12 protein-coding genes are annotated in these 13,137 nt (G+C 70.9%); 11 read left to right on the forward strand and 1 reads right to left on the reverse strand.

Translation table 11 applies throughout. The features are described 5' to 3' along the window. A partial coding sequence (locus AB0C29_RS13015) for an SAM-dependent methyltransferase (protein ID WP_360819417.1) occupies positions 1-696 on the reverse strand: 696 nt, incomplete at its 3' end. Positions 697-816: 120 nt separating this feature from the next. Here AB0C29_RS13015 and AB0C29_RS13020 point away from each other — a divergent pair. From AB0C29_RS13020 to AB0C29_RS13070, 11 genes are all read left to right on the forward strand, one after another. Beyond that, the gene (locus tag AB0C29_RS13020; RefSeq protein WP_360546084.1) at positions 817-1,704 is read left to right on the forward strand and encodes a Rossmann-like and DUF2520 domain-containing protein; all 888 of its coding nucleotides are present in this window, start codon (positions 817-819) and stop codon (positions 1,702-1,704) included. Further along, positions 1,701-2,537 (forward strand): pantoate--beta-alanine ligase, encoded by an 837-nt coding sequence (gene panC / locus AB0C29_RS13025; protein WP_360819420.1) that lies wholly within the window; start codon positions 1,701-1,703, stop codon positions 2,535-2,537. The genes AB0C29_RS13020 and panC overlap by 4 nt, the downstream gene beginning before the upstream one ends. Next, positions 2,534-2,962, forward strand: a complete 429-nt coding sequence (panD, locus tag AB0C29_RS13030; RefSeq protein ID WP_360819423.1) for an aspartate 1-decarboxylase — start codon at positions 2,534-2,536, stop codon at positions 2,960-2,962. The genes panC and panD overlap by 4 nt, the downstream gene beginning before the upstream one ends. A gap of 92 nt (positions 2,963-3,054) precedes the next feature. Continuing rightward, positions 3,055-3,990, forward strand: coding sequence for a septum formation family protein (locus tag AB0C29_RS13035; RefSeq protein WP_360819426.1), 936 nt, complete (start codon positions 3,055-3,057; stop codon positions 3,988-3,990). Positions 3,991-4,052: 62 nt separating this feature from the next. Beyond that, the gene (locus AB0C29_RS13040; protein WP_360819429.1) at positions 4,053-5,699 is read left to right on the forward strand and encodes an L-aspartate oxidase; all 1,647 of its coding nucleotides are present in this window, start codon (positions 4,053-4,055) and stop codon (positions 5,697-5,699) included. Then, positions 5,696-6,547: a carboxylating nicotinate-nucleotide diphosphorylase gene (gene nadC / locus AB0C29_RS13045; RefSeq protein WP_360819432.1), complete on the forward strand. Its 852-nt coding sequence runs from the start codon at positions 5,696-5,698 to the stop codon at positions 6,545-6,547. Before AB0C29_RS13040 ends, nadC begins: the two co-directional genes overlap by 4 nt. A gap of 117 nt (positions 6,548-6,664) precedes the next feature. Next, complete coding sequence (locus AB0C29_RS13050) at positions 6,665-7,423, forward strand: type III pantothenate kinase (protein ID WP_212987869.1); 759 nt, start codon at positions 6,665-6,667, stop codon at positions 7,421-7,423. A gap of 50 nt (positions 7,424-7,473) precedes the next feature. After that, positions 7,474-8,985: a lysine--tRNA ligase gene (lysS, locus tag AB0C29_RS13055; protein WP_360819435.1), complete on the forward strand. Its 1,512-nt coding sequence runs from the start codon at positions 7,474-7,476 to the stop codon at positions 8,983-8,985. Between the two features lie 133 nt (positions 8,986-9,118). Beyond that, positions 9,119-9,472, forward strand: coding sequence for an Lsr2 family protein (locus AB0C29_RS13060; protein ID WP_212987871.1), 354 nt, complete (start codon positions 9,119-9,121; stop codon positions 9,470-9,472). Between the two features lie 355 nt (positions 9,473-9,827). After that, a complete protein-coding gene (locus tag AB0C29_RS13065) occupies positions 9,828-12,350 on the forward strand; it encodes an ATP-dependent Clp protease ATP-binding subunit (protein WP_360546070.1) in 2,523 nt (840 codons plus the stop codon). A 97-nt stretch (positions 12,351-12,447) separates the two neighbouring features. Next, a complete protein-coding gene (locus tag AB0C29_RS13070; RefSeq protein ID WP_360819438.1) occupies positions 12,448-13,020 on the forward strand; it encodes a DUF4291 domain-containing protein in 573 nt (190 codons plus the stop codon). Positions 13,021-13,137 lie beyond the last annotated feature (117 nt).

The following is a 13,137-nucleotide window of genomic DNA, read 5'->3' on the forward strand; positions in this document are numbered from 1 at the left end:
CCGGTACCCGGTCAGCGTGCCCAGCGGTGGCCTCGCCGAGCGCACGTGCCCCGATTCGATCGCGTGTGCGCAGCCCCCCCGGACAGCCGCGACCGCGTCCGCCCAGTCGACGTCGCGGGGCCAGCCCAGTTCGATCCGGTCGCCGGGCCGGGCCGCCGGCCACCAGCGGCTCAGCCAGAACCGGTCGGCCGCGTCCACGTCGGGGCCGAGCAGCTCCGCGCCGGTGGCGGGGTCGACGAGCACCCGCCGCGCCCGGCCCTCGGTGTCGACCTCGGCCACGTCCAGCGGCACGTTGTCCAGCCACTCGGTGGCCAGCAGCATCCCGGTGACGTGCTCGGGCACGTACCGCTGCCAGGAGATGTCGGCCGGCAGACCCGCCGGCCGGGCGGCGACCTCGACCCCGGCGAAGCGGACCCGGTGAGCCAGCCCGTGCGCGGGGTCGGTGTCGAGCAGGGCGTGCAGGGCGGCGAGCAGTTCGCCGCGACCGGCGCCCACGTCGACGACGTCGAGGGTGGCCGGGCGGCCCAGCGCGGCGTCGACCTCGGTGATCAGTCGCAGCAGGGCCCGGGCGAACAGCGGGGAGGCGTGCACGCTGGTCCGGAAGTGGTCCGCGGGGCCCTTGGTGGCCCGGGTGAAGAAGCCGCCCGGTCCGTACAGGGCGGTGGTCATCGCCGCTCGCCAACCCAGGCTCGTCACGCTTGCCAATCTAGGCGTAAACGGCCGGTGCAGTTGTTCACACGCCCTTGTCACGAGCGTGTTACATCGGCGCATACTTGCGATCGACCGGTACCCCTTTCACGAGGACTGGATCTTTCTATGAGCGCTGTGCCGCGCGCCGGAAAGCGCGCTCGCCCCCTGGTCGTGGGTGTGGTCGGAGCCGGCCGGGTGGGTGCCGTGCTCGGTGCCGCCCTGGCGGACGCCGGGCACCGGATCGTCGCCGCGGCTGCCGTCTCCGCCGCCTCGCGGGAGCGCGCCCAGCGCCTCCTGCCGCAGGCCGCGATCCTGCCCGCCGACGAGGTGGCCCGGGCCGCCACCGATCTGCTGCTGCTCGCCGTTCCGGACGACCATCTCGCTGCCGTCGTGTCCGGCCTGGTCGCGACCGGCTCGCTGGGCTCCGGCACGGTCGTGGCGCACACCTCGGGCGCGCACGGGCTGGCGGTCCTCGGTGATCGCGACGGCCTCGCGCTGCACCCGGCGATGACCTTCACCGGCGCCGACACCGATCTCGACCGGCTGCCCGGCATCGCCTGGGGCGTCACCGCCCGCGACCGTGCTTTCGCCGCACGGCTGGTCACCGACCTGGGTGGGGTGCCGGAGTGGATCGCCGAGGATGCCCGCCCGCTCTACCACGCGGCCCTCGCACACGGCGCGAACCACCTGGTCACGCTGGTCAACGAGGCCGCCGACCTGCTGCGCGCGGCCGGTGTCGAGCATCCTGGGGCTGTGTTGTCACCACTGCTGCACGCGGCTCTGGACAACGCGCTGAGCCTCGGCGACGCCGCGCTGACCGGGCCGGTGTCGCGGGGTGACGCGGGCACCGTGGCCAAGCACCTGAGCCGGATCGCGCCGGAGTCCGTACCGGCGTATCTCGCCCTCGCCCGGCGCACCGCCGATCGGGCCATCGCCGCCGGGCGGCTGCGGCCGCAGGACGCGACGCTGTTGATGGATGTTCTCGCCCAGGCGACCGTAGGGAGTCCCTCATGACCGCGCTCATCCACACCCGGGCCGAGCTGGCCGCCGCCCGCGCCGCCGCGACCGGCCGGGTGGCCGTCGTGATGACCATGGGCGCCCTGCACGAGGGGCACCGGCAGCTGATGCGCGTGGCCCGGGAGCGGGGCGACTTCGTCATCGTCACGGTGTTCGTGAACCCGTTGCAGTTCGGGCCGAACGAGGACTTCGACAAGTACCCGCGCACCCTGGCCGCCGATCTCGAGGCGTGCCGGGCCGAGCAGGTCGACGTGGTGTTCGCCCCGGACCGCGACGAGATGTATCCGGGCGGCACGCCGCAGGTGACGCTGGACGCCGGCGCGACGGGCGAGATCCTCGAGGGCGCCAGCCGCCCGGGGCACTTCTCCGGGATGCTCACCGTGGTCGCCAAGCTGCTCCTGCTGACCCGGGCCGACCTGGCGTTCTTCGGCGAGAAGGACTTCCAGCAGCTGGCCCTGATCACCCGGATGGTCAAGGACCTGGAGATCGGCGTCGAGATCGTCGGCGTGCCCACGGTCCGCGAGGCCGACGGTCTGGCGCTGTCCAGCCGCAACCGCTACCTGTCGGCGGAGCAGCGGGTGGTGGCTCTGGCGCTGTCGCACGCCCTGCGGGAGGGTGCCGCGCAGACGGACGCGCAGAGCGTGCTGGAGGCGGCCGGCAAGATCCTCGCCGACGAGCCCGGCGTGCAGGTCGACTACCTCGCGCTGACCGACCCGCTGCTGGGCCCGGCGCCCACCGACGGGCCCGCGCGGCTGCTCGTCGCGGCCAAGGTCGGCAGCACCCGGCTGATCGACAACGTCCCGGTCCTGCTGGGCAAGGCCGCCCGATGATCCGCACCATGCTCAAGTCCAAGATCCACCGGGCCACGGTCACCCAGGCCGACCTGCACTACGTGGGCTCGGTGACCGTGGACCTCGACCTGATGGAGGCGGCCGACCTGCTGGCCGGCGAGCAGGTCGCGATCGTCGACGTGACCAACGGCGCGCGGCTGGAGACGTACGTGATCCCGGGTGAGCGCGGCACGGGCGTCATCGGCATCAACGGCGCTGCCGCGCACCTGGTGCACCCCGGTGACCTGGTCATTCTGATCTCGTACGGGCAGCTGACCGACGCCGAGGCCCGGTCGTACCGGCCGCGGGTCGTGCACGTGGACGCGGACAACAAGATCATCGAGCTGGGCACGGATCCGGCCGCGGTCGCGGACGGCATGGCCGGTGATCCCGTACGCGCGGACGGCGCCCTGCTGGCCGGCTGACCGGAGTTCTCCGCCAAGCCGCCGTACCGGTCGGGTCGATTGCCCTATGATCGACAAATCGGACATCGGCCGGCTCTCGGGAGGCTCGGTTCATGCGACACCTGCCCCGGCTGCGCCGTGCGCGGCGGTGGCCGGTCGCGGCGGCGCTGAGCCTGCTCACGGTGGCCCTCGCCGCCGGGTGCGGCAATCCGGCCGGCGTCGACGGGGACCTCACCGACGGCTGGGCGGCGATCGGCGTACCGACCGGCTTCACCCCGGCCGCGGAGACGTGCCACCTGGCCAACTTCACCACGTTCGGGCCCCGGTCGACGTACGAGGAAGTCGACTGCAAGCTCAAGCACCGCACCGAGACCGTGTACGTCGGCACGTACCCCAGCCCCGCCGCCGAGGCGTCCGACCCGCCGGCGCAGGACTCGGCGGGGGCACGGGCGGCGTACAAGAGCTGCGATGCCAAGACCACGGCGTACGTGGGCGGGCCGTGGCGTACCGCCCGGCTCTGGATCGGGGTGACCCAGCCGACCCGGGCCGCCTGGACCGGGGGCGCCCGGTGGTACCGCTGCGAGGTGCTGGTGAGCAGCTCGGTCGAGGACGACGGCGGCCTGGTGCAGCGGGTCGGCAGTTTGCGCGGGGCGCTCGACGAGCCCGCTTCGCCACTGCTGCTGACCTGCTACAACGTGTTGCTCGACAAGGACGGCAAGATCAGCACGATGCCCGCCCGGGAGTGCTCGGCCAAACACAACGCGGAGTTCGTGGGCATCTGGGACGCCGGGAACGTCAGCTATCCCCGGACCACCGAGCAGTGGGACAAGTTCCACGACGGCTGCCGCAGCCGGATCGCCTCGTACGTCGGCGTGCCGGACGACGACGACCTGCAGTTCCGCGCCGGCGTGATCTCGCTGCCGGGCGGGAACGACGTCTGGGAACTGGGCGACCGCGGCGTGCGCTGCTACCTGTGGCTGGACGCGACGACCCTCACATCGTCGCTGAAGGGCAAGGGCGGCAAGGCCATGCCGGTCCAGTACCAGTAACGCCCGGCACTTCTTGCCGCCCCGCCCGTGATTTCCGCGCCCGCGCGATGTTGACTGAGCGCATGTCGCATCTTGCCGACCTTCCGGCGCTACCCCGCCGTCTGGCCGCCGCCGAGCCCGGCTGGACCGAGACCACCGACGTGCTGGTGGTCGGCTCCGGCGTCGCGGGCCTGACCGCCGCCCTGCACCTGCGCGAGGCGGGCCTGCACGTCACCGTCGTCACCAAGGTCAATATCGACGACGGTTCGACGCGCTGGGCCCAGGGCGGCATCGCGGCCGTGCTCGACCCGCTGGACACCCCCGAGGCCCACGCGTTCGACACGGAGATCGCCGGGGTCGGCCTGTGCGACCCCGCAGCCGTACGCGTCCTGGTCGAGGAGGGCCCGGCCCGGATCCGCGAGCTGATGCGGATGGGCGCCGAGTTCGACCGCAACGCCGACGGCTCGCTGATGCTGACCCGCGAGGGCGGGCACCGCGCCGACCGGATCGTGCACGCGGGCGGCGACGCCACCGGGGCCGAGGTGCAGCGGGCCCTGCACGAGGCGGTGCACCGCGACCCGTGGATCCGCCTGGTCGAGCACGCCCTGGTGCTGGATCTGCTGCGCGCCGCCGACGGCCGCGCCTGCGGCATCACCCTGCACGTGCTGGGCGAGGGCAGCGAGGACGGTGTCGGCGCGATCCTGGCGCGCGCGGTCGTGCTGGCCACCGGCGGCATGGGTCAGATCTTCGCCTCCACCACCAACCCGGCCGTCTCCACCGGCGACGGCGTGGCGCTGGCCCTGCGCGCCGGGGCCCGGGTCACCGACGTGGAGTTCGTCCAGTTCCACCCGACGTCGTTCATGACCGCCGGGGTGACCTCGGTGCAGCGGCCGCTGATCTCCGAGGCGCTGCGTGGCGAGGGCGCCCACCTGGTCGACGAGAACGGCAAGCGGTTCATGGTCGGTCAGCACGAGCTGGCCGAGCTGGCCCCGCGCGACGTGGTGGCCAAGGGCATCCACCGGGTGCTGCGGGCCACCGGGGCCGACCATGTCTATCTGGACGCGCGGCACCTGGGCAAGGAGTTCCTGGAGCAGCGGTTCCCGACGATCGTGGCGTCCACCCGGGCGGCCGGCGTCGACCCGGCGACGGAGCTCATCCCGGTCGCCCCGGCGGCCCACTACGCCTCCGGCGGCGTCCGCACCGACCTGCGCGGCCGCACCTCCATCCCCGGCCTGTACGCCTGCGGCGAAGTGGCCTGCACGGGTGTGCACGGCGCGAACCGGCTGGCCAGCAACTCGCTGCTGGAGGGCCTGGTCTTCTCCCGGCGCATCGCCGACGACATCGTGGCCGAGCTGCCCCCGCAGGCCGACCCGGTGGCCTCGGCCGGCGAGCCCGGCTGGGTCGTCGCCCCGGCGATCCGCGGCGACCTGCAGCGGTCGATGACCCGCGGGGCCGGCGTGCTGCGCACGGCCGACTCGCTCGCCGCCACGGCGAAGGAGCTGGCCCGCCTCGGCGAGCAGCGCGGCACCCCGCACAACGCGGCCTGGGAGGCCACCAACCTGCTGACCGTCGCGGCCACCCTGGTGGCCTCGGCGGCCGAACGCCGGGAGACGCGCGGCTGCCACTGGCGCGAGGACTACCCGAACGCCCTGGACGAGTGGCGCGGGCACCTGCTGGACGCGATCGACGCCAAGGGCGCGATCACCCAGACCTTCGAGGAGATGGCATGACGGGCTTGGACCTGGCCGAGGTGGAGCGGGTCGTCTACACGGCGCTGGCCGAGGACCTCGGTGACCCGCCGCGCGACGTGACCAGCGAGGCGACCATCCCGGGCGACCAGGTCGACACGGCCGAGCTGGTGGCCCGCGCGCCCGGCGTGGTGGCCGGCCTGCCGGTCGCGGCCCAGGTCTTCGCGGCCACCTCCGGCGGTACGGCCACCTTCGACCAGCGGATCGAGGAGGGCACCCGGGTCGTCCGCGGTGACGTCCTCGCCGTGGTGACCGGCCCGACCCGTTCGCTGCTGACCGCCGAGCGCACCGCCCTGAACCTGCTCTGCCGGATGTCCGGTGTGGCCACCCACACCCGCAAGTGGGCGGACGAGCTGGCCGGCACCAAGGCGACGGTGCTGGACACCCGCAAGACCACCCCGGGCCTGCGCGCGCTGGAGAAGTACGCGGTCCGCGTCGGCGGCGGCACCAACAAGCGCATGGGCCTCTACGACGTGGCCATGATCAAGGACAACCACAAGCTCGCGGCCGGCAGCATCACGGCGGCCTACCGCCTGGTCCGCTCGACCTTCCCCGACGTGCCGGTGCAGGTAGAGGTGACCACGCTGGCCGAGGCCCGGGAGGCGGTCGAGGCCGGCGCCGATTTCCTGCTCTGCGACAACATGACGCCGGAGCTGCTGCGCGAGGTGGTGGCCGCGGTCGGCGACCGGGCCGAGCTGGAGGCGACCGGCAACCTGACCCTGGAGACGGTCGGGGCCTACGGCGGCACGGGCGTGGACTATCTCTCGGTGGGCGCGCTGACCCACTCGTCCCCGATCCTGGACATCGCCCTGGACCTCCGCCCCCGCTGAGAGCTTGGGCCGCCCGGCGGGGCGGCCCGGTCGGCGTGACCAAGACTGGTGTGGTGTAGTCGCCGGTGCTGCGGTTGTGGAGCCCGACGCCCGTACCTTCGATCGATCGGGATTTTGATGCTTCTCTGCATTGACATCGGAAACACCAACACTGTTCTGGCCACCTTCGACGGGGACAAGCTCGTCCACAACTGGCGGATCAAGACCGATGCCCGGTCCACCGCCGACGAGCTCGGGCTGATGTTCCGCGGCCTGCTCGCCGGCGACGCGGTGGAGATCACCGGGGTGGCCGCCTGCTCGACCGTGCCGGCGGCGCTGCGATCACTGCGGACGATGCTCGGGCGCTACTACGGCGACCTGCCCAACGTGATCGTCGAGCCGGGCGTGAAGACCGGGGTGCAGCTGGCCATCGACAACCCGAAGGAGGTCGGCGCGGACCGGGTGGTCAACACGCTGGCCGCGCACGCCCTCTACGGTGGTCCCTCGATCGTGGTCGATTTCGGCACCACCACCAACTTCGACGTGATCAGCGCACGCGGCGAGTTCCTGGGCGGGGCATTCGCGCCGGGCATCGAGATCTCCTTCGACGCGCTGGCCGCCCGGGCCGCTCAGCTGCGCAAGGTCGAGCCGGCCAAGCCCCGTTCGGTGATCGGCAAGAACACGGTGGAGTGCCTGCAGTCCGGCCTCTACTACGGCGTGGCCGGCCAGGTGGACCGGATCGTCGAGCTGATGACCGCCGAGATCGGGTCGGTACGCTCGGTCATCGCCACCGGCGGCCTGGCCTGGCTGGTCAAGGACGCCTGCCGGACGATCACCGCGCACGAGCCGATGATCACGCTGATCGGGCTGCGGATGGTATATGAGCGGAACGTCTGAACCGGCCTTAGTAGGCTTGCGCAACCCGAAACCCTACAGAGAGTCGTGCCGTGACCGAGCAGAACGCCCCAGCACCCGTTGACCCCGCCGAGGACCTACCCGAGCAGATGCGGGTCCGCCGGTCGAAGCGGGACCGGCTGCTGGCCGAGGGCGTCGAGCCGTACCCGGTCGGTTTCGAGCGCACCGCGACGCTCGCCGAGATCCGCGAGAAGTACGCCGAGCTGGCCACCGACACGGCCTCCGGCGACACGGTCGGGATCACCGGCCGGGTGATCTTCGTCCGCAACGGCGGCAAGCTCTGCTTCGCCACGCTCCGCGACGGTGACGGCACCGAGCTGCAGGCCATGCTCTCGCTCGACAAGGTCGGCGCCGAGGCCCTCGAACAGTGGAAGCGCCTGGTCGACCTGGGTGACCTGGTCGGCATCACCGGCGAGGTGATCACCAGCCGCCGGGGTGAGCTCTCCGTGCTCGCCTCGTCCTGGACGATGACCGCCAAGGCCCTGCGCCCGCTGCCGGTCGCGCACCGCCCGCTGAGCGAGGAGACCCGGGTCCGGCAGCGCTACGTCGACCTGATCGTGCGCCCGCAGGCCCGGGAGATGGTCCGGACCCGGGCGGCCGTGGTCCGCAGCCTCCGCGAGTCGCTGTTCGCGCGCAATTATCTCGAGGTGGAGACGCCGATGTTGCAGTTGCTGCACGGCGGGGCCACCGCGCGCCCGTTTGTGACGCACAGCAACGCACTCGACATAGACCTCTACCTGCGTATCGCCCCGGAACTCTTTTTGAAGCGGGCCGTGGTCGGCGGCATCGAACGGGTCTTCGAGATCAACCGCAACTTCCGCAATGAGGGCATGGATTCGTCGCACTCGCCGGAGTTCGCGATGCTCGAGGCGTACCAGGCGTATGCCGACTACAACGTCATGCAGCAGCAGGTGCGTGAGTGGATTCAGGAGGCCGCGAACGCAACCGCCGGCTCACACATCGTGACGCACTTCGACGGCACCGAGTTGGACCTCGGCGGCGAGTGGCGTTCGGTGACGCTCTTCGGTTCTCTGTCCGAGGCGCTCGGTGAAGAAGTGACCGTCCGCACAGATCTGGCGAGCCTGCAGCGGTATGCCGAAAAGCATGACCTTTCCGTCGACCCGAAGTGGGGCCCGGGCAAGCTCGCCGAGGAACTCTTCGAGCACCTCGTGCAGCACACCCTCCAGCAGCCGACCTTCGTGCGGGACTATCCCGAGGAGACCAGCCCGCTGACCCGGGCGCACCGCTCCGAGCCCGGCCTGACGGAGAAGTGGGACCTCTACGTCATGGGATTCGAGCTGGCCACCGCGTACTCGGAGCTGGTCGACCCGGTGGTGCAGCGTGAGCGCCTGGTCGCGCAGTCGTTGCTGGCCGCCGGCGGCGACGCCGAGGCGATGCAGCTGGACGAGGATTTCCTGCGCGCGATGGAGTACGGAATGCCGCCCGCCGGTGGCATGGGAATGGGAATCGACCGGCTTCTGATGGCGCTCACCGGGCTGGGCATTCGGGAAACGATCCTGTTCCCCTTGGTACGCCCGGAGTAGGGCGTACCGGGACACGATTTACATCGGCACCGCGGCAATCGGCTGCCCGCCATTGACGGATCACGCGGCCCGGGCGTTATTGTTCACGGGGATTGGGTGAACAGAGAACCTGTGTTCGGAAGGATAACGGCGCGTGGCCAAGCAGATCATTCACAAGCTGGTCGATGACCTCGACGGCGGTGACGCCGAGGAGACCGTCAAGTTCGCCCTCGACGGCATTCAGTACGAGATCGACCTGTCCGAGTCGAACGCGGCGAAATTGCGCGACATCTTCGCGCCGTACGTGGGCGCGGGGTCCAAGGTCGCGCGCGGTGGGGTCGTCGTCGGCGGCCGGGCCGCCCGCGGCCGCGGCGGGGCGACCGCCGACCGCGAGCAGAACAAGGCCATCCGGGAGTGGGCCAAGAAGGCCGGCAAGGACATCTCCGACCGGGGCCGGATCCCGCAGGAGATCGTGGACGAGTTCCACGCCAAGGGGCCCGGCCGCTGAGCCGATCGGTCCGACGAAGGGTCCGGGGCGCGCGAGCGTCACGGACCCTTCGGCTTTTCGCGCGCTCTTCGCCGACCTTGCGTAAGTTATCCACAGGGGTGACGAGCGTTGTCCACAGGCTGTGGACGGGGCTTCGGGCGCGCGGGATTTCGCTGTGCGCGTACTCCGCAAGGGTGGGGAACAGCCGTTGAGCGTGCGAAGTTGGGGAGAACATCGGCGCAGGACGTCCCCAGAGGGCTCGAGGGCCCAGCAGAGTCTCCCGGCGGCGATAGAGTGAGAGAGCACAGGTATCACCGATACCCGTGCGCTGGCCCCGCCAGTTCATTGGCGCACGGCACGTGAGGAGCACGAGGGCATGTTCGAGCGGTTCACCGACCGAGCGCGACGGGTTGTCGTCCTGGCCCAAGAAGAGGCCCGGATGCTCAACCACAACTACATCGGGACAGAGCACATCCTGCTCGGTCTCATCCACGAGGGCGAAGGCGTTGCCGCGAAGGCTCTGGAGAGCCTCGGCATCTCCCTCGAGGGTGTCCGGCAGCAGGTCGAGGAGATCATCGGTCAGGGCCAGCAGGCGCCGAGCGGGCACATCCCGTTCACGCCGCGGGCCAAGAAGGTGCTGGAGCTCTCGCTGCGCGAGGCCCTGCAGCTCGGCCACAACTACATCGGCACGGAGCACATCCTGCTCGGGCTGATCCGTGAGGGCGAGGGCGTCGCCGCCCAGGTGCTGGTCAAGCTCGGCGCCGACCTCAACCGGGTCCGTCAGCAGGTCATCCAGCTGCTCTCCGGCTACCAGGGCAAGGAGCCGGCCGCCGCCGGAGCCGCCGCGGGCGAGGCCGCCCCGTCGACGTCCCTGGTGCTCGACCAGTTCGGACGCAACCTGACCCAGGCCGCCCGCGAGGGCAAGCTCGACCCGGTCATCGGCCGGGAGAAGGAAATCGAGCGGGTCATGCAGGTGCTCTCCCGCCGCACCAAGAACAACCCGGTGCTGATCGGCGAGCCCGGCGTCGGCAAGACCGCCGTCGTCGAGGGGCTGTCGCAGTCCATCGTCAAGGGCGAGGTGCCCGAGACGCTCAAGGACAAGCAGCTCTACACGCTCGACCTCGGCGCGCTCGTCGCCGGTTCCCGCTACCGCGGTGACTTCGAGGAGCGCCTCAAGAAGGTGCTCAAGGAGATCCGCACCCGCGGCGACATCATCCTGTTCATCGACGAGATCCACACCCTGGTGGGTGCGGGTGCCGCCGAGGGCGCCATCGACGCCGCCTCGATCCTGAAGCCCATGCTCGCGCGTGGTGAACTGCAGACCATCGGTGCGACCACGCTGGACGAGTACCGCAAGCACCTCGAGAAGGACGCCGCGCTCGAGCGCCGCTTCCAGCCGATCCAGGTGGGTGAGCCGTCGCTGGCCCACACCATCGAGATCCTCAAGGGCCTGCGGGACCGCTACGAGGCCCACCACCGGATCAGCATCACCGACGCCGCCCTGGTGGCCGCGGCGACGCTGGCCGACCGGTACATCTCGGACCGCTTCCTGCCGGACAAGGCGATCGACCTGATCGACGAGGCCGGCGCCCGGATGCGCATCCGCCGGATGACCGCGCCGCCGGACCTCCGTGACTTCGACGAGCGCATCGCCCAGGTCCGCCGCGACAAGGAGAGCGCGATCGACGCGCAGGACTTCGAGCGGGCCGCGCAGCTGCGCGACAAGGAGAAGCAGCTGCTGGGCCAGAAGGCACAGCGGGAGAAGGAGTGGAAGGCGGGCGACCTCGACGTCGTCTCCGAGGTCGACGACGAGCAGATCGCCGAGGTCCTCGGCAACTGGACCGGCATCCCGGTCTACAAGCTGACCGAGGAGGAGACCTCCCGGCTGCTCCGCATGGAGGACGAACTCCACAAGCGGGTCATCGGCCAGGAGGACGCGGTCAAGGCGGTCTCGAAGGCGATCCGGCGTACCCGCGCCGGCCTGAAGGACCCGAAGCGCCCCTCGGGCTCGTTCATCTTCGCCGGCCCCTCGGGTGTCGGTAAGACCGAGCTCTCCAAGGCGCTGGCCGAGTTCCTCTTCGGCTCCGAGGACGCGCTGATCCAGCTCGACATGTCCGAGTTCCACGACCGGTACACGGTGTCCCGACTCGTCGGTGCCCCTCCCGGCTACGTGGGCTACGACGAGGGCGGCCAGCTGACCGAGAAGGTCCGCCGCAAGCCGTTCTCCGTGGTCCTCTTCGACGAGATCGAGAAGGCCCACCCGGACGTGTTCAACACGCTCCTGCAGATCCTGGAGGACGGCCGCCTCACCGACGGTCAGGGCCGCATCGTGGACTTCAAGAACACGGTGATCATCCTGACCACGAACCTGGGCACGCGTGACGTGGCCAAGGCGGTGTCGCTGGGCTTCCAGGCGTCCGAGGACGTCGAGAGCAACTACGACCGGATGAAGGTCAAGGTCAACGACGAGCTGAAGCAGCACTTCCGCCCGGAGTTCCTCAACCGCATCGACGACACGATCGTCTTCCACCAGCTGCGCCAGGACGAGATCCTGCACATCGTGGACATCTTCACCGCGCGGATCGAGACCCAGCTCAAGAACAAGGACATGGGCCTCGAGCTGACCGACAACGCGAAGAAGTTCCTGGCGAAGAAGGGCTTCGACCCGGTTCTGGGCGCCCGGCCGCTGCGCCGGACGATCCAGCGCGAGCTGGAGGACACCCTGTCCGAGCAGATCCTCTTCAACGAGCTGCGCCCCGGCCAGATCGTGGTGGTGGACTGCGAGGGCGACCCGGAGAACATCGAGAAGTCGAAGCTGACCTTCACCGGCGCCGACCGCGGTGCCACGGTCCCCGACGCGGTGCCCGCCGACCTCGGCGCGGCCGCGACCGAGGAGTAAGCAGCACGATTTCTGGAACGGCCCGGCGCTTCGGCGCCGGGCCGTTCCGCGTTTATTCACTGGCCGCGGTACGGCGCCCCGGCCGATCATCAACCGCATGCAGGTACCTCAACGGCAGATCCGAGCGGTCCACACAGCCGACACGATCACCGTCTACCAGGCGTACCGCGCGGAGATCGCCGACCCGGCCGTACGCGCCGGCCGCTTCGTGGCCCCGTTCAAGCGGGACCGGATGACGTGGATCAAGCCGTCGTTCCTGTGGATGATGTACCGCTGCGGCTGGGCCGAGAAGCCCGGTCAGGAGCGCGTCCTCGCCGTGGAGATCACCCGGGCCGGGTTCGAGTGGGCGCTGGCTCACGCATGCATCAGCCACTACCAGATCGGCAGCGGGGAAACGCGCGCCGAATGGTCGCGGCGGGTGCGGCGCAGTCCCGTACGGGTGCAGTGGGACCCGGAACGTTCGATGCAGCTCGGGGCGCTGCCGTACCGGTCGCTGCAGCTCGGCCTGGGCGGCGAGGCCGTCCCGCGGTACGTGGACGAGTGGACGGTGTCGATCCGGGACGTGACCGACCTGGCCCGGCGGGTGCAGTCCACGCGTGACCCGGCCTTGCTGCCGCCGGAGCGGCCCTACCCGCTCCCGGCCGACCTGGCGACGGCCATCGCGGCGTGACCAGCCCGGCCGCCCTGCCGGCTCCCGGCGTGACCAGCCCCGGCCGCCCTGCCGGCCCCGGGCTGCCCTACCCACTCCCGACCGCCCTGCTGCTCCGGCTGCTCTGCCGCTCCGGCC

The organism is Actinoplanes sp. NPDC048791, from assembly GCF_040650095.1.
In the GTDB taxonomy this organism is placed as follows: Bacteria; Actinomycetota; Actinomycetes; order Mycobacteriales; family Micromonosporaceae; genus Actinoplanes.